General features: G+C 33.8%; 18 protein-coding genes and 1 pseudogene. 7 read left to right on the plus strand and 12 right to left on the minus strand.

Going from position 1 to position 15,894, the window contains the following annotated elements; all coding sequences use genetic code 11:
- Window positions 1-1,051: 1,051 nt before the first annotated feature.
- From pseF to pseB, 3 genes are read right to left on the minus strand one after another with little or no spacing between them, the layout of a single operon-like run.
- On the minus strand, window positions 1,052-1,723 hold the full coding sequence (pseF, locus tag LS72_RS09275) for a pseudaminic acid cytidylyltransferase (RefSeq protein ID WP_034555332.1): 672 nt from the start codon (window positions 1,721-1,723) through the stop codon (window positions 1,052-1,054).
- Window positions 1,720-2,880 (minus strand): UDP-4-amino-4,6-dideoxy-N-acetyl-beta-L-altrosamine transaminase, encoded by a 1,161-nt coding sequence (pseC, locus tag LS72_RS09280; protein ID WP_034555331.1) that lies wholly within the window; start codon window positions 2,878-2,880, stop codon window positions 1,720-1,722. The genes pseF and pseC overlap by 4 nt, the downstream gene beginning before the upstream one ends.
- Window positions 2,877-3,863, minus strand: coding sequence for a UDP-N-acetylglucosamine 4,6-dehydratase (inverting) (gene pseB / locus LS72_RS09285; protein ID WP_034554944.1), 987 nt, complete (start codon window positions 3,861-3,863; stop codon window positions 2,877-2,879). Before pseB ends, pseC begins: the two co-directional genes overlap by 4 nt.
- A 506-nt stretch (window positions 3,864-4,369) precedes the next feature.
- Here pseB and LS72_RS11725 point away from each other — a divergent pair.
- The 4 genes and pseudogenes from LS72_RS11725 to LS72_RS09300 form a co-directional block, all read left to right on the plus strand.
- A pseudogene (locus LS72_RS11725) lies at window positions 4,370-4,705 on the plus strand (methyl-accepting chemotaxis protein); the annotation flags it as partial.
- 66 nt (window positions 4,706-4,771) lie between these two features.
- Entirely contained in the window at window positions 4,772-5,131 is a 360-nt protein-coding gene (locus LS72_RS11730) for a CZB domain-containing protein (RefSeq protein WP_414458068.1), read from the plus strand.
- 18 nt (window positions 5,132-5,149) lie between these two features.
- Window positions 5,150-5,533: a YbgC/FadM family acyl-CoA thioesterase gene (locus LS72_RS09295; protein WP_034554941.1), complete on the plus strand. Its 384-nt coding sequence runs from the start codon at window positions 5,150-5,152 to the stop codon at window positions 5,531-5,533.
- Entirely contained in the window at window positions 5,526-5,771 is a 246-nt protein-coding gene (locus tag LS72_RS09300) for an HP0495 family protein (protein WP_034554940.1), read from the plus strand. The genes LS72_RS09295 and LS72_RS09300 overlap by 8 nt, the downstream gene beginning before the upstream one ends.
- Window positions 5,772-5,777: 6 nt before the next feature.
- Here LS72_RS09300 and LS72_RS09305 read toward each other — a convergent pair whose 3' ends face one another.
- The 5 genes from LS72_RS09305 to LS72_RS11450 form a co-directional block, all read right to left on the minus strand.
- Complete coding sequence (locus LS72_RS09305; RefSeq protein WP_034554939.1) at window positions 5,778-6,239, minus strand: hypothetical protein; 462 nt, start codon at window positions 6,237-6,239, stop codon at window positions 5,778-5,780.
- A 1-nt stretch (window position 6,240) separates the two neighbouring features.
- Entirely contained in the window at window positions 6,241-6,696 is a 456-nt protein-coding gene (locus tag LS72_RS09310; protein WP_034554938.1) for a hypothetical protein, read from the minus strand.
- On the minus strand, window positions 6,696-9,965 hold the full coding sequence (gene carB, locus LS72_RS09315) for a carbamoyl-phosphate synthase large subunit (protein WP_138155287.1): 3,270 nt from the start codon (window positions 9,963-9,965) through the stop codon (window positions 6,696-6,698). The genes LS72_RS09310 and carB overlap by 1 nt, the downstream gene beginning before the upstream one ends.
- A gap of 82 nt (window positions 9,966-10,047) precedes the next feature.
- Complete coding sequence (gmk, locus tag LS72_RS09320; protein ID WP_034555575.1) at window positions 10,048-10,671, minus strand: guanylate kinase; 624 nt, start codon at window positions 10,669-10,671, stop codon at window positions 10,048-10,050.
- Entirely contained in the window at window positions 10,671-11,867 is a 1,197-nt protein-coding gene (locus tag LS72_RS11450) for a hypothetical protein (protein WP_238700792.1), read from the minus strand. The genes gmk and LS72_RS11450 overlap by 1 nt, the downstream gene beginning before the upstream one ends.
- A gap of 95 nt (window positions 11,868-11,962) precedes the next feature.
- Here LS72_RS11450 and LS72_RS09330 point away from each other — a divergent pair, with 95 nt between their 5' ends.
- Window positions 11,963-12,490, plus strand: coding sequence for a phospholipase D-like domain-containing protein (locus LS72_RS09330; protein WP_034555211.1), 528 nt, complete (start codon window positions 11,963-11,965; stop codon window positions 12,488-12,490).
- Here LS72_RS09330 and LS72_RS09335 read toward each other — a convergent pair.
- Window positions 12,487-13,293 carry a TatD family hydrolase gene (locus tag LS72_RS09335; RefSeq protein WP_034555209.1) on the minus strand — a complete coding sequence of 269 codons (807 nt, stop codon included), beginning with the start codon at window positions 13,291-13,293 and terminating at the stop codon, window positions 12,487-12,489. The genes LS72_RS09330 and LS72_RS09335 overlap by 4 nt on opposite strands.
- A gap of 60 nt (window positions 13,294-13,353) precedes the next feature.
- Here LS72_RS09335 and ribE point away from each other — a divergent pair, with 60 nt between their 5' ends.
- Both ribE and LS72_RS09345 read left to right on the plus strand, forming a co-directional pair.
- The gene (ribE, locus tag LS72_RS09340; RefSeq protein WP_034555208.1) at window positions 13,354-13,968 is read left to right on the plus strand and encodes a riboflavin synthase; all 615 of its coding nucleotides are present in this window, start codon (window positions 13,354-13,356) and stop codon (window positions 13,966-13,968) included.
- Window positions 13,968-14,243 carry an EscU/YscU/HrcU family type III secretion system export apparatus switch protein gene (locus tag LS72_RS09345; RefSeq protein WP_034555207.1) on the plus strand — a complete coding sequence of 92 codons (276 nt, stop codon included), beginning with the start codon at window positions 13,968-13,970 and terminating at the stop codon, window positions 14,241-14,243. The genes ribE and LS72_RS09345 overlap by 1 nt, the downstream gene beginning before the upstream one ends.
- A gap of 595 nt (window positions 14,244-14,838) precedes the next feature.
- Here the strand turns inward: LS72_RS09345 and LS72_RS11600 are convergent.
- The 3 genes from LS72_RS11600 to LS72_RS11460 are packed head-to-tail and all read right to left on the minus strand — an operon-like array spanning window position 14,839 to window position 15,583.
- Window positions 14,839-14,970, minus strand: coding sequence for a hypothetical protein (locus LS72_RS11600; protein WP_269149290.1), 132 nt, complete (start codon window positions 14,968-14,970; stop codon window positions 14,839-14,841).
- Window positions 14,971-14,987: 17 nt separating this feature from the next.
- On the minus strand, window positions 14,988-15,389 hold the full coding sequence (locus LS72_RS11455; protein WP_034555468.1) for a formyl transferase: 402 nt from the start codon (window positions 15,387-15,389) through the stop codon (window positions 14,988-14,990).
- Complete coding sequence (locus LS72_RS11460) at window positions 15,377-15,583, minus strand: hypothetical protein (RefSeq protein WP_238700794.1); 207 nt, start codon at window positions 15,581-15,583, stop codon at window positions 15,377-15,379. The genes LS72_RS11455 and LS72_RS11460 overlap by 13 nt, the downstream gene beginning before the upstream one ends.
- Window positions 15,584-15,894 lie beyond the last annotated feature (311 nt).

Genomic DNA, 15,894 nt, shown 5'->3' on the forward strand with positions numbered 1-15,894 from the left:
TTACTTACTTTATCCTTTAAGGGTTTTATTTAGTTTCAATCAAGCTTTCTTTCATTGTATATAAGAAAGCTTTAGTGGGGTTATTGGTTGGTTAGGGTTGGTTTTGGTTAGTTTTATTTAGTTTTGGTTAGTTTTGGTTATTCTTTGGTTGGTTAGGGTTGGTTGGTTAGGTTTGGTTATTCTTTGGTTGGTTAGTTTTGGTTATTCTTTGGTTGGTTAGGGTTGGTTGCTTTTACTTACTTTTAGTTAGTATTATTTACTTTATCCTTTAAGGGTTTTATTTTTACTTACTTTTATTTAGTTTTATTTAGTTTTGGTTATTCTTTGGTTGGTTAGGGTTGGTTATTCTTTGGTTGGTTAGGGTTGGTTATTCTTTGGTTGGTTAGGGTTGGTTGGTATTGGTTAGCTCTTTTAAGTAGTAATGTTTAGGTAGGTTTTATAAGATTCTTTTATCTTAAGGTTTGTTTAGGTTTATTTAGTTTCAATCAAGCTTTCTTTTGTTGTATATAAGAAAACTTTAGTAGGGTTATTGGTTGGTTAGGGTTGGTTTGTTGGGTTTATTAAGACTTAGGTTTGTTTAGTGTTATTTACTTTTAGTTACTCTCATACATAGTAAAGATAAAGAAACCACACTAAACCAAAGATAATGATTAAGAGTCAATAAAGCTTAGTGCTTTTACTTACTTTTAGTTAGTATTACTTACTCTTAGTTGCTCTCATACAAAGTAAAGATAAAGAAACCACAGATAACGCTACTATACCAATAACACAATACACCCACACAGCATAGCAAAGATAAAGATTAAAAACCTAGCCAACACAAGATAATAATTAAAAAAAAACCACTTCCAACACTCTACACCCACATAACCCCTACTTATTCTTACTCTCTATGTTTAAGCCCAACTAAACTTTAATCTTTATACTTAAACTTAATTACTCTTACTCTTTATCATTAAATATAACTAATCTTATTATTTAATATTTAATCTCATTAAACTTTTAAAACTATTGATTATTATACTTTTGTTTTAGGGCTTAGAAAAACAAACTATATATTCAGATGATTAAATAAATATTTCATTTGTGCTAATTTCCAATCCTCTAAAGTATCAATATCTTGAACTTCAAAAGGGGATAATACAAAACTCTTAGAATCTTCAAAAATATTCTCTTTTGTCTGCCATATATTGGATTTAGCAAAATAAAATTGCCCTGCATCGTGATAGATTTTATCTAAATCTTGGGAACGTTTTAAAAAAAATTCTGGAAACAACATAGTATTTTTAGTATTTTTTATCACAAAGGCTCTATAAGGAGAGTAACTATATTCTACCGCACTAAATAGGTAACAAGATTTATCACATTGCAAAAACGCATTTTGTAGGGATTCTACCCTTAGAAGCGGTGCGGTTGCATAGAGGCAACAAATCCATACTTCTTCTAACTTTAATTCTCTAATACAATGTATAATCACTTCCCTTGTCCCTACATAATCCCCACTTAAAGACTGCGGACGCTTTAGGGCAATAACCCCCTCACTCTTAGCAAATTCTAATATCTCCTCATTATCACTAGAAACATAAATCTTACTAAAAATTCCACTCTTTTTTGCGTTTTCAATACTATAAGCAATGATAGGTTTTCCTAAAAAATCTTTAAGGTTTTTTTTAAAGATTCTTTTACTGCCTCCACGTGCTGGTATGATACAAACCGCTTTCATAAAAGATTCACACTTTTTCTTAAAACTTCAATGACTTTATTTTGTTCCTTTAAGGTAAGGGTGGGAAAAAGCGGTAAGGAAATAGCATTTTTGTAATAGGCTTCTGCGTTTTTAAAATCTCCTTTTTTAAAGCCAAATCTTGCATAAAAAGGTTGCAAATGTATGGGGATATAATGCACTTGAGGAGAAATACCCGCTTTTAAGAACCGATTAAAGAGTTCCGCCCTTTTAATACCGCTATTTTTTTGCAAAACAATAGGATAAAGATGAAAAGCACTATAGTTATGGGTTTCTACATAGGGCAAAGTCAAGCACAAATCCTGCAAATTCTCATCATAAAACCTTGCAATCTCATTCCTCTTTTGCACATAAAATTCTAAACGTTCTAATTGAGAGATTCCAAGTGCTGCGTGTAATTCACTAAGACGATAATTAAAACCAAGTATTTGCTGCTCATAATACCAAGGCATTACTTTTTTTGGATTTTCAAAATCTGCAACTTCTTTAGTAATTCCGTGATTTCTTAACATTTGCATTTTTTTACTATATTTTGGTATTTGGGTTAATGCCATCCCTCCTTCAGCGGAAGTAATAATTTTAACAGGATGAAAAGAAAAAATCGTAATATCACTAAACGCACATCCTCCAATAGGGAATCCCCTATAACTTCCTCCAAGTGCGTGGGATGCGTCCTCTATTATTTTAAACCCATATTTTTTTGAGAGCATAAAGATTTTTTGCATATCACAGCTTTGTCCTGCAAAATGTACAGCAATGAGTATTTTGGGTAATTTATGTTTTTTGGTCTTTTTAAGTTTAATTTCTAATAAATCTACATCTAAATTATAAGTTTTCTTACAAATATCTACAAAATCCACCTTTGCCCCACAATAAATCGCACAATTACTAGAAGCTACAAAGCTGTTAGGTGAAGTCCAAACCCAATCCCCCTCCCTTAAACCTAAAGCCAAACAAGCACAATGTAAAGCAGAAGTCGCACTATTAAAACTCACAGCATATTCTGCACCAACCTTTTTAGCAACCTCCACTTCAAACTCTACAGACTTAGGTCCTTGAGTGATAAAGGGAGATTGTAAAACCTCTAAAATTCTTTGAATATCGCAAGAAGTAATATCTTGCTTCCCATAAGGTATCATTTTATCAACCCCAAAAACTCTTCTTTACTAAGCCATTGAGTGTTAGTGCCTGAATTATATTCAAACCCTCTTGTAACTAGCCCTCCACACTCACCTAAAGCATTCTTGCTAAAATCTGTTATGAAATTAAACTGAATAGTAGGTGCTATAACATAATAATCACTAAATTCATAGGTAATATGGCTATCATCTTTAGGACACATCACTTCGTGGATTTTTTCTCCTGGTCTTATGCCAATAATTTTATGCGGCAAGTTTGGGGCTAAGGCTAAAGCTACATCTGTGATTTTCATAGAAGGGATTTTAGGGACAAAAGTCTCTCCACCAAGCATACGCGTAAAGTTTTTCAAAACAAAATCAACGCCTTGCTCTAAAGTAATCATAAACCTAGTCATTTCTATATCGGTAATAGGCAATTCTTTAACATTTTCCAAAAGTAATTTTTGAAAAAAGGGGACTACGGAACCACGAGAACCTATTACATTACCATAACGGACGACAGAAAAACGCGTTTTTCGGCTTCCTGCCATATTATTAGCCGCTACAAATAATTTATCGCTTGCAAGCTTAGTTGCTCCATAGAGATTAATAGGGTTAGCCGCCTTATCTGTAGAGAGTGCGATAACCTTTTCTACCCCATTGCTTAAAGCCGCACTAATAAGATTTTGTGCCCCATAAATATTAGTTTTAATACACTCCATAGGGTTATACTCTGCCGCTGGGACTTGCTTAAGTGCTGCTGCGTGAATAATATAATCAATCCCATTAGTAGCTTCTTTTAATCGTGTTTCATCCCTAACATCTCCTAAAAAATAACGCATACACGAGTGATTATATACTTGTGCCATTTCATATTGCTTTAATTCATCACGCGAGAAAATAACGATTTTATTAGGCTTATAATGCTTTAATAATGTTTTAGTGTATTGCTTACCAAAACTACCTGTCCCACCAGTAATTAAAATATTTTTCCCATTAAACATAAACTTCAAAAACTCCCTTGTTAAAATAGAAATATTATAACACAAGAATCCCTAATCTTAACCCTTTAAAATCACATCCAAAAGCTAGAATAGTCAATACTTAAAGAGAGTTTTAAGAGATAGAATATATAATACGCCAAACAATTATTAATCAAAAATAAGGAAATTTTATGTTTGGTAGCCATTTCAAAGAAGACCTACAAAAAGCCCTACAAATCAACCAACAACTCCAAAAACAGATCCAAGAAGAAAGGCTTAAAAATCAAGAACTTCAAAATACCATCAATGAGATGAATAACAAAAAGGCTTCCCAACCACAAAATATGGATACCTTTAAAGAAATGGCTCTTATATTAACAAAAAGTTCTGCGACAAATCTTAAAATCCTACAAGAAGACTTTACAAAATCTGTAGATTTACTAAGAGAAGCTAAAGAAAACGCCATACATAATATCAGTAATACTAAAAACTCTCAAGAAGTTTTATCTAGTGGGATTACAAATATGATGTCAAAATTATCAGATTTTAACAATATGATAGGGCAAGTCCAAAATGACTTTACAACTATCTCTAGCGTTATAGCTCTTATTAGCGATATTTCCGATCAAACTAATCTTTTAGCCCTTAATGCTGCTATTGAAGCAGCAAGAGCAGGAGAACATGGAAGAGGCTTTGCAGTAGTTGCAGATGAAGTAAGTAAGCTTGCAGAACGAACACAAAAAGCCACAAAAGAAATTGAAATGAATATTCAAGTTGTAAAACAAAATTTCTCTGAAGTGCAATCATCCACAGAAGAAATACTCAAAGAGATGGAGGATCTCAATCATCAAAATGAAACTTTAGAGCAAATAGGAAAATCTGCACAAACCATCTCAAAAGAAACCGACCAAATACTCTCTACCACTTTTATTGGGCTTGTTAAACTTGATCATTTACTCTTTAAAATCAATGGATATAGTGCTGTATTTAGTGAAAATATGGAAACAACCTTTGTTGGGCATCACGATTGTCGCTTGGGTAAATGGTATGATACCGGTAATGGTAGAGCAGAATTTTCTACATTACCAAGTTTTGCCGCCATAGAGGCTCCACATAAACAAGTCCATAGTAGCATTATTGCAGGTTATGAGATTATGAAAAAGAATGGTTCTTCACAAAATTGCTTAAAGGACATTAGTGAATGGTTTGAAAAAGCAGAATCTGCAAGTGATACTATCATTAAAACGCTTGATAACTTACTCAAAGAAAAATTAGCCACTCTGGAATAAAAGGTACTTTCTTAAATTATGCAAATACAAGTTTATTATGAAGATACCGATTGCGGGGGCATTGTCTATCATACTAACTACCTTAAATACTGCGAAAGGGCTAGGAGTCAGTGGTTTTTTGATGCTAATCTCTTACCCAACAATCAAGAAGTTGGCTTTGTCGTTAAAAATATGCAAATTGACTTTTTGCAAAGTGCAAAGCTTGGAGATAAACTCCAAATACACACAAAAATCCTAGAATTAAAATCCGCTTCTATCCTCTTAGAGCAATCCATATTTTTAGAACATAAAAAAATATTTTTTGCCAAACTCACACTAGTTTGCATTAACCAAAAGGGTAAAATTACAAAAATTCCACAATGGGCAAAAGAGGTTTTTATAAAGGCTCAAAAAAGTGTTTAAAGAAAAGATACAATACCCTTGTCAATGGCATTATCGCATTATTGGAAATGATAAAAAAGAGTTAAATGAAGCGGCATTAGAGATTTTAGATAAAGAATTTATAACCACACCTTGCAAAGAAAGTAAAAGCGGAAAATACCATAGTATTAATATTGAAGTCTTAATCAATAATCAACAAGAGCGGGATGAAATATTTACTAAGTTGCGTAAAGACCCAAGAATCTATTATGTTTTATAAAAAAATTCAAGGTTTTTTATAATAGCTAAGATTTCTCTTTCTCTCTTCTAAAGTCTCTAAAACTTCAGGAGAGTTTTGATAAACAATATAAGATTTATCCTCATATAAAGCCACAACATTTTTTTGTTCCCCATTGATGTTTAAAACAATCTTTTTAGACAATAAGGTTTCCCCTACACTCTTCCCCAATGGAGGAACAAAAAGCAAAAGAGAGATAACAAGCAATAAACAATAAGCAAACTTTATTAAAAAACCAACAACAGGGATAAAAAATCCTATTCCAAATACGACCACCATAATAATAAATAAATAACCATTAAAAACATTTCCAAAAAAAGGATTAAAAAACAAAGGGATTCCATAATAATAAATATAATTCCTAAAAATAGCCGCCCAAAAAACACAAGTTAAGAGGAAGCTTAAAAAAATCCCCAACAAAAATGCTCGTAAAATATTTGCTGCTCTCATATTACCGAATCCTTTTTTTATTATAGCTACCAATCTTATAAATACTTGAGGATTTATCCTCTTTTAACCCTCTTTTATCTAAAACAATAAATGTAGCACAAGTTAGGGCAAACTCTAAAGAGAGCCTCTGTTTATGCCTATTAGCTGAAGTAGAATATAAGCCATTAAAAAAGGATAAAAACTCACTATGTTGCCCCACTACAATGCGTGTAGCTAGGGAATTTATAAGAGTTTTACTACGTACAATAAAAGTCGTTTGCTTTAATCTACGCACTTCTTTCTTATATTTTTTAGGTATCCGCACAAAAGATTGCATTTTTTTTAAACTATCTGTTGTTAAGATGATATTTTGTGTAAGATTTCTACCCTTTAATGCATTAAGTTTTTTATAGTCCTTACACAAAAATCCTGCGGTTGTATCACTCTGGGCTAAAAATATTGGGTTAGAGGCTTTCATTAACCCCTCAAGTAATCTTGAATTGCTGTTGCATTATAAGGGTTTTTATCCATTATTTCCCCTATTGCATTAATAGCCACCAAAGCCGCTTCAATAGTTGTAAAGTAAGGGACATTGCTGCGTAAAACTTGTGTCCTAATTTTATTAGTATCCTCTTGATTAGAGGATTCATCACTTGTATTAATCACTAAAGCAATCTCCCCATTAGCTAACATATCATTAATATTAGGACGCCCCTCGCTAATCTTTAAGGCTATCTCGCAAGGAATCCCTCCAGCAGAAATAACTGCAGCTGTCCCATTTGTCCCACAAAGCACAAAGCCAAGCCTTTGCAAATCTTTAGCTAAAGCAAGAGCATATTGCTTATGGATGGCACTCAAAGAAATAAAGGCCTTTCCTTTAACAGGCAGTGGATTCTTACAAGCTAATTGGCATTTAGCAAAACTTAATCCAAAACTTTCACTAATCCCCATAACCTCTCCCGTTGAACGCATTTCAGGTCCTAATATCATCACCGCACCGGGAAGTTTATTAAAAGGAAACACTGATTCTTTTACCGCAATATGCTTAAAGCTTTTAGGCTTATATAATCCATTGTCAAATTTTACTTTCTTAAATCCATCATAATATTCTAAAGCCGCCTTTAAATCTTTATGTATCATCACATAAGTTGCTACCTTAGCTAATGGAACTCCTGTGCTTTTAGAAACAAAAGGTATGGTTCGGCTAGCTCTAGGATTAACTTCAATGAGATAAAGCGTATTTTCAAAAATAGCATATTGGGTATTCATAAGCCCTACTACCCCCAAATTTCTAGCGATTTTTGCAGTCGTTTTTTCAATCTCTTGTAATTTTTCTTTAGGAATATTAATAGTAGGCAAAGCACAAGCAGAACCCCCACTATGGATTCCCGCCTCTTCAATATGCTGCATAATACCCGCGATATAAACCTCTCTCCCATCGCAAATAATATCTACATCTAATTCAATAGCATTTTGTAAAAATTTATCAATTAAAACCGGTGAATCCTCACTTACACTAACTGCTTCACTCATATACTCTTGCAATTGCGTAATATTATAGACAATACGCATAGCCCTTCCACCTAATACATAGCTAGGACGAACCAACACGGGAAAACCAATATCTTGAGCTATGCTAATAGCCTCCTCTTTTTTAAAGGCAGTGCCATTTTTGGGCTGAATTAATCCATTTTCTTCAACAAATTTTGCAAACTTCTCCCTATCCTCGGCAATATCAATAGTCTTAGCACTAGTTCCTATGATTTTTGCTCCAATAGTTGTGAGCTTTTTAGCTAATTTTAAAGGGGTTTGCCCCCCAAAATGCACGATAATCCCATCGGGATTCTCTCTTTCAATCACACTCCTAACGCATTCAAAGGTAATAGGTTCAAAGTATAAAGTATCACTAATATCATAATCTGTACTAACGGTTTCTGGATTGCAATTATACATAATGCTTTTAATTCCCATATCAAAGAGGGCAAAGCTTGCATGCACACAAGCATAATCAAACTCAATTCCCTGCCCTATCCTATTAGGTCCCCCACCAATAATAAGAATCTTTTTTTTATCTGTTGGGAGCTTTTGATTATCACAAACTTGCCAAGTGTCTTTAAAGGGCATTGTAGAATACAAATAATTCGTTTGGGTTGCAAACTCCGCTGCACAAGTATCCACTTCATTATAAGTAAAGAATATTCCATATTTTTGCCGCAGTGCATAAATATCCTCCTCCCTTAGCTCCAAGCCCTCTTTAGAATTTATAAGAAAACTCAACATTTTATCACTAAAGCCTAAAATCTTTGCTTCCCGCAAAAAGTCTTTATCTTGCAATCTCTCAAAGGTAATCGTTTTTTCAAACGCGATAATTTCTACTATTTGGTAAAGAAAATATTTATCAATTTTGCACCACTCATAAATTTCTTGCACACCAATATCTTGCCTTAGAGCATCAGCGATATACAATAAACGGTTAGCATTAGGGTGTCTTATTTGCCTTTGAATCTCATTTTTATCACTACTTAAAGGATTGAAGCCAAAAATACCTGTTTCAAGACTATTGAGTGCTTTTTGCAAAGACTCCTTAAAAGTCGTCCCAATTGCCATCACTTCCCCAATAGATTTCATAGAAGTTGTAAGGGTAGAATCTGCTTGCGGAAACTTCTCAAAGGTAAATCGCGGAATCTTAGTAACAATATAATCAATGCTAGGCTCAAAACTTGCTGGAGTGCCTGTAATATCGTTTTTAATCTCATCTAAAGTATAACCCACCGCTAAAAGGGTGGCTACCTTAGCAATAGGGTATCCTGTAGCCTTAGAAGCAAGAGCAGAGGAGCGAGAAACGCGAGGATTCATTTCAATAACCGTCATCCTACCATTTTGCGGGTTTATGGCAAATTGCACATTACTTCCGCCCGTATCCACACCAATCTCACGCAAGATTGCAAAAGAGCTATTACGCATTCTTTGGTATTCTTTATCTGTTAAGGTCAAAGCTGGAGCAATAGTTATAGAATCTCCTGTATGCACTCCCATAGGATCAAGATTTTCTATACTACAAACAATAATACAATTATCCTCCTTATCGCGGATAACCTCCATTTCATACTCTTTCCAACCCAATAAGGATTCTTCAATGAGTATCTCTCCAATGGGGCTAATCTCTAACCCACTTTGTGCGAGATTTTTAAACTCATCAATATTATAAGCAACACCACTTCCACCACCTGCTAGCGTATAACTTGCACGAATAATAGCCGGAAAACCTATATCTTTTATAACTTCTAAAGCTTCTTTTAAATTATAAGCATAATAGGATTTCGGCAAATCCATACCAATTTTTAACATCGCCTCTTTAAAGACTTTTCTATCCTCACCCTTTTTAATCGCTTCAGGATTCGCGCCTAAAAACTCTATACCCCCAAGCTTCCCTTGTTCATACATATTCATAGCGACATTTAAAGCAGTCTGCCCACCCATTGTAGGTAAAATCGCATCCACTTTTTCTTTTTTAATAATATCCTCTATAATTTCTTCGGTAATAGGCTCAATGTAAGTTCTATGTGCAAACTCTGGATCGGTCATAATGGTTGCAGGATTAGAGTTAATCAAGACAACTTTATACCCAAGTGCTTTGAGTGTCTTTGCTGCTTGTGTGCCGGAATAATCAAACTCACAAGCTTGTCCAATCACAATAGGACCAGAGCCAATTAATAAAATAGTCTTTATATCATTTCTTTTTGGCATCTTTTCTCTTTTTAGGCAAAATTTCTATATTCTAACTCCTTAGGGCTTAAAACTTACAATAAAATATTAAAACAATAAGAAACTATGCTTGCCATTCTTGCAACAATAAATCCAAATGGTATAAGCTTGCCCTACAAAAAGCAGACTTTACAATGCAAATAAGTTTTTTCGCACACTCTTCTAAATCATCATTAATAATGAGATAATCAAACGCATAAAGGCTTTTTATCTCTTTAGTCGCATTCTCTAAACGCTCTTCAATCACTTCTGTACTATCACTTCCTCTTTTGCGAAGTCGTTCTCTTAAGATTTTTTGGTTTAAAGTTGTAATAAAAACGGAAGTTGTGTGGTTAGGAAAAGCTTGTTTAATATTCATTTGTCCTTGAATATCAACATCAAGAATGATTAATTTATCCTCACATAAAGCTTCTAAAATTTGGTTTTTATTTGTCCCATAATAGCTCCCATGCACCTCTGCCCACTCTAAAAAACTCTCCTCCTTAATGCCTTGCTCGAATTTTTCTTTAGAGATAAAATGATAATGCACTCCATCAATCTCATTTTCTCTCTTAGGTCGCGTTGTAGAGGAGATTGAAAAATAATGCTTAGGAAATTCTTTAGCTAAAATTTGATAAAGTGAGCTTTTTCCCGCTCCACTTGGTCCTGATAAAACAAGAATAGCCCCCTTATATTTGGCTTCTTGCATTAATTATCATCTTTTTTAGGGAATTGGATATTAATATTAATCACTGCTCCACTTAAAAGATCTTTTAAAGTCTGTGTTTGCAAAGTCTGCAAAGCAGTAATCAACCCTTCTAAAGAATTTGCTTGAATATTAGGTGAAGTTTCCTCTTCTTTAGGTTGTGAAACAATAGGGGCTATATTAGGCTCTTTAGCAATAGGCTCCCCTAAAGCCTCACTCACTCCCTCTAAATTCAAAGCGCTAAATTCATCCTCTAAAGCATCTACATTACTAGATGTTTTATCTTTTTTGCTCTCTAATGCATTCTTAGATTCTAAATCCTCTACATTATCCTCTGGGGTTAAAGAATCTAATTTAATTTCATCCTCTAAATCACTTGTAGGGTCATCCTCTTGGGTTAAGTCTAATTTTTCCTCACTAGGTTCTTTAATAGAAGATTCTAAATCCTCAATTTCAGGAGTTTCTAAAGTATCCTCAGATTCTAAATCTGCTATATCTAAAGAATCTTCAGAGGTTAAATCCTCTTGCATATCCTCTTGTTGTGGGGTTTGTAAATCCTCTACATTATCCTCTGGGGTTAAAGAATCTAATTTAATTTCATCCTCTAAATCACTTGTAGGGTCATCCTCTTGGGTTAAGTCTAATTTTTCCTCACTAGGTTCTTTAATAGAAGATTCTAAATCCTCAATTTCAGGAGTTTCTAAAGTATCCTCAGATTCTAAATCTGCTATATCATCTTGTTCTTCTTTCTCATCAAAAAGTCCTTTAACCTCATCAATATCGTCTTTATCTAAAATCTGCAAACTCTCTAATTCGTGTATATCATCAGAATCCAAATCCATAGATTTGTTACGACGTTCATCAAAAGACAGCTTAACATCATTAGGTGTTATACCAGATAGCTTTACTAAAACATCAAATAAATCCGTAGGTAAAAAAGGTTTTTGGATATATTCATCAAAACCTGCAATCCTCTCTCTACTCTTAGCATACAATAAGCTTATTTTTGCATTCCCGAAATTTTGCTTATAAGTATCAATAAGTTCCTTATCATAACATTCATCGTCAATAAATATAATTTCTGCTTCTAAAGTTACATCCATTTCTTGGCTTTCTACCAATTCTAAATTTGCCTTTGCAACACTTAATGCAACAAGTTTTGCAACAACAGGATTCTTATTGATTAAATACACTCTCATTGAAACACTCCACTCCTTATATTTTTTTTAATAAGGTTTTTAGAATATGTTAAAATTTTAACAAGTTATATCTTAAGTTTTACAAGGAATTTACAATGTTAAAAAAGTTTTATTACTTTTTTTTGTTACTCCCCCTATTTTCTCTTAACGCCCAAAATCTCTATTTTATGCCACAAGAACAAGAAATAGCACTCCATAAGCTTATTAGCATTATCTCTCAAACGCAAAATACCTTAAACATTGCAATTTATAGCTTTACTAATAGAGAAATCTCTAAAGCTATTCGCGATATTGCTAAAAAGGGAGTAAAAGTGCGTATTATCTATGATAAAAGCTCAAATTCTGATTCTAATAAATCCACTATTGGCTATTTAGCAAAACTCAAAAATATAGAAGCTTGCTTACTAGAGGGTAAGCCCTCCTCTAATCAAAAATATAAAGGTTTAATGCATATGAAAATGGCAATTAGTGATAATAAATATTTAATCATAGGTTCGGCAAATTGGTCTAAAAGTGCATTTGAAACAAATTATGAAACCTTAATAATCTTAGAGGATAAAACACTTATCCAAAAATCCCAACAAACCTTTGAATCAATGTTTCAAGAATGCAAAAAATACTAAAGAATCCTAAAATACTCGCCAAAGAGATTTTGCGTATTATGATTAATTTGTTTTGCAAGGGTTTCTTTAGGTATGGCTAAAATCTCACTCATCCTCTCTAAAACCAAAGGAATATAAGAAGGCTCATTCCTCTCCCCCCTATGAGGATGAGGTGTAAGATAGGGGGAATCTGTTTCTAATAAGAGAGATTGCAGAGGGATCTTGGGTAATACCTCTACTAATTTTCTTGCATTTTTAAAAGTCAAAACTCCACCAATACCATAATAAAAACCATATTTTGCTAAACTTAAAAGCTGAAAATCTGCATTAAAACAATGCAAAACTCCTCCTTTTAATTCTTTAGCATAAGTTAATAAAATCTCTAAAGAATCTAAAGAAGCGTCTCTAATATGCACTATAAGAGGCTTTCTAACTTCAAGTGCTAATTTTATCTGCTCGATAAAAACCTTTTTTTGCAAATCCTTCAAAGCCTCAAAACTCTCTAAACCCATCTCTTCTAGAGATTCTTCCGCACGATAATAATCTAACCCACACTCACCAATAGCCACACATTTTTCATCACCCACAAAGCTTTGAATAAAATCCTTATCATAAAGATGTGCATAATTTGGATGAATCCCTGCTGCAAAATAAATCCCCTCATATTGATGCGATAGGCTTTGAGCCCTTTTTAAATCATTAGGATAAGCCGCTGGGATAATAAAACGCGTAATCCCAACTTCATAAGAGCGTTTAAGCATTACTTCAAAATCTTCATTATACCTCGCATCATCTAAATGACAATGTGTATCACAAAGTTGCATAAGTTTCCTTTCTTGTTATCTATGCTAAAATTTTAATCAAAACTAGCTTAAAGGAGATCAATGTTTACAGGCTTAGTGAGAGAACTTGCCTATGTAAAAAAGTTTCATAAAAACCTCCTTACCCTCAAAGCTCATTATAAACCCAAAATCGGCGATAGTATTGCAGTTAATGGTGCTTGTTTAACCGTGATTGAAACCTTTAGCGATGGTTTTAACCTAGAGCTAAGCGAAGAATCCCAAACCAACCTCGCCTTAGAGAACTACTCCAACCTTGTCCATATCGAACCCGCAATGACTTTGCAAGATAGATTAGATGGACATATCCTACAAGGGCATATTGATGGCATTGGGGAGATTATTAGTATCCAACCCCACAAAGTAGGCACAGATTTTTTCATTAGCACTCAAGCCAACACCTTAGAACTCTGTATCCCTAAAGGTAGTATTGGAATTAATGGTATTAGCCTTACTATTAATGAAGTTTTAAAAGATTCTCTGCGTCTAACACTCATTCCCCACACTCTCCAAACAACACTTTTTAAGACCTACCAAATAGGCACGCGCGTAAATATAGAAACCGATATATTGACTAGAATCCTGCACCATTTTTTAACACATAAAAAATCCTCCCCCCTTACTTGGGAACAAGTTGATACCATTTTGGGAAGCTATTAATGAAACCCACACAAAAAGCTGTCGCTTTAGCGTATGAACAAAATAAACAAAGAGCGCCTAAGGTTTTAGCCAAAGGAGAGGGGCTACTCGCACAAAGAATTATTGAAAAAGCTAAAGAATACGATATTCCACTCTTTCAAAGTCAAGCCTTAGTAGATTCTCTTATAAATTTAGAAATTGACGAGGAAATTCCACCTAAGCTTTATCAGGCAGTCGTTGAAGTATTCATTTGGCTTTATAAAACAGAATCCAAAGCCCAAATAAGCAAACAATAACCCACCTCTAGCAGAGTTTAACCAACACACTTTAAAGGCTTAATAAAATCCATGTAGATAAAATCTGCCTCAATCGCACCTAATAAAATAACACCCCCCCCCCACAAACAAATACTACATAAAACCCCCCATCTCTCTTTAAAGCAAGTATTCTATTATCTCGCTCCTCTAAAGAACATTGAAAACAATAAAAGACAAAATAAAACTTCTTATCCCAAAATTATAGGAATTCTAATCAATCCTAACAATACATAATCTCATGGCTATCTACTAAGGGACATTTCTAACACTTCCTTACCCTTAACAAATTTTGTAGCATTTACCACAAACCCAAACTTTTATGCAAATTAATCACTTGCTTATTGCTACAAAACACCTCTAAACATAACTTCTTTGCCCCCAAGATATTAAAGACATAAAACAAACTAATCTGCTCTAACACTCTGTCAATTCCACTAATATTAAGATTTGGATTAGCAAAGAATCCAAATTCTACCTCCTCATCACCCCTAAGATTAAAATTAATGCTTCCTAATTATTTGGGAGTTAAACCTTACTAAAAAATATTGCTTCTTAGGATTACATCTTAAAGACTCTAAAAAGCTAAATGCTCCTGAAATGAAATAATATGTTGGTTATAAAGCTGGGATTTTACACTCTCATCATTGCGGTATTTTAAAATCTCTTTTTGCTCACATTCCTTTAAAGTTATATAATTTTCAAGCACTAAGCAAATAACACTAATTATCCCCCCCCCCCCGCAGAGGAAGTATCTGGATAAATTTTAAGGATAAATTTCTTACCATCTTTGTAAAAAAACGCAGGAAATTCCTCATTACTCACAATCCTTAAAAGGTTAAATTGGGATTGCAAACTCTTGGTAATATCTAGCTCACTATCTTTTGGGGTCCTCTTAGGATAAAAGCCCTCTTTACCCTGCTGCTTTTTAGGGATAATATGGGGATATGAAGCAAGAAACTCTAGGCACATATCTTGACACATCTTTGCTTGTTTATCGCACAATTCATAAAACTCAACCCCATCTAAAAACAAAGTTTTTTGCAAATAAATATCCCCACTATCAACGTGTGTATCGGCTCTAAAAAGACTAAATACAATCTCATTACTACCCTCTAAACCTGCCAAAACAAGGGAGACCAACCCTTTCCTTTAGGGAGATTAGGGGCGTGAATCACAAGATTATGCTTATGTTGTCGCAAAAAATCACTAGAGAGGATTTTATGATAAGAGAATAAACACAAGGGTATAAGATTGTTTAAAATCCTCACAAGAAAAATACAAATCACATTAGGGAATCTGCCTTTGTAACGCTTTAGCATAAGGGATAAACCACTGATTAGGGGAGGTTAAAATCGCAACTTTTGCCTTTAGGCGCATACACACTACTCTTAATAACCCTGCAACAAGACACCCTTAATAAACAAGCCTATTACACAAGCCATTTTAGAAAAAGATGATAAGCCTAAAACCGCTATTGAAAGTCTTGCCTATTTTTTTAACAGCAAAGATAAAAGAGAGAATGAAGCCTTTAGGGTTGCCCTAACTCCTTAAAGAGTTGCTTATAAGCCTCTAGCTCTGCTTTGCAGCTCTCATCTTTAATAAAAACCTTTTCTATCCTTTGTTTTTGAGG

This window comes from Helicobacter apodemus (assembly GCF_000765745.2).
GTDB lineage: Bacteria > Campylobacterota > Campylobacteria > Campylobacterales > Helicobacteraceae > Helicobacter_D > Helicobacter_D apodemus.

What these genes read in the sequence shown, in the direction of transcription:
- pseF (WP_034555332.1), bottom strand. Translation starts at nt 1,723, where the DNA reads ATGAAAGCGGTTTGTATCATACCAGCACGTGGAGGCAGTAAAAGAATC.
- pseC (WP_034555331.1), bottom strand. Translation starts at nt 2,880, where the DNA reads ATGATACCTTATGGGAAGCAAGATATTACTTCTTGCGATATTCAAAGA.
- pseB (WP_034554944.1), bottom strand. Translation starts at nt 3,863, where the DNA reads ATGTTTAATGGGAAAAATATTTTAATTACTGGTGGGACAGGTAGTTTT.
- LS72_RS09295 (WP_034554941.1), top strand. Translation starts at nt 5,150, where the DNA reads ATGCAAATACAAGTTTATTATGAAGATACCGATTGCGGGGGCATTGTC.
- LS72_RS09305 (WP_034554939.1), bottom strand. Translation starts at nt 6,239, where the DNA reads ATGAGAGCAGCAAATATTTTACGAGCATTTTTGTTGGGGATTTTTTTA.
- LS72_RS09310 (WP_034554938.1), bottom strand. Translation starts at nt 6,696, where the DNA reads ATGAAAGCCTCTAACCCAATATTTTTAGCCCAGAGTGATACAACCGCA.
- carB (WP_138155287.1), bottom strand. Translation starts at nt 9,965, where the DNA reads ATGCCAAAAAGAAATGATATAAAGACTATTTTATTAATTGGCTCTGGT.
- gmk (WP_034555575.1), bottom strand. Translation starts at nt 10,671, where the DNA reads ATGCAAGAAGCCAAATATAAGGGGGCTATTCTTGTTTTATCAGGACCA.
- LS72_RS11450 (WP_238700792.1), bottom strand. Translation starts at nt 11,867, where the DNA reads ATGAGAGTGTATTTAATCAATAAGAATCCTGTTGTTGCAAAACTTGTT.
- LS72_RS09330 (WP_034555211.1), top strand. Translation starts at nt 11,963, where the DNA reads ATGTTAAAAAAGTTTTATTACTTTTTTTTGTTACTCCCCCTATTTTCT.
- LS72_RS09335 (WP_034555209.1), bottom strand. Translation starts at nt 13,293, where the DNA reads ATGCAACTTTGTGATACACATTGTCATTTAGATGATGCGAGGTATAAT.
- ribE (WP_034555208.1), top strand. Translation starts at nt 13,354, where the DNA reads ATGTTTACAGGCTTAGTGAGAGAACTTGCCTATGTAAAAAAGTTTCAT.
- LS72_RS09345 (WP_034555207.1), top strand. Translation starts at nt 13,968, where the DNA reads ATGAAACCCACACAAAAAGCTGTCGCTTTAGCGTATGAACAAAATAAA.
- LS72_RS11460 (WP_238700794.1), bottom strand. Translation starts at nt 15,583, where the DNA reads ATGCTAAAGCGTTACAAAGGCAGATTCCCTAATGTGATTTGTATTTTT.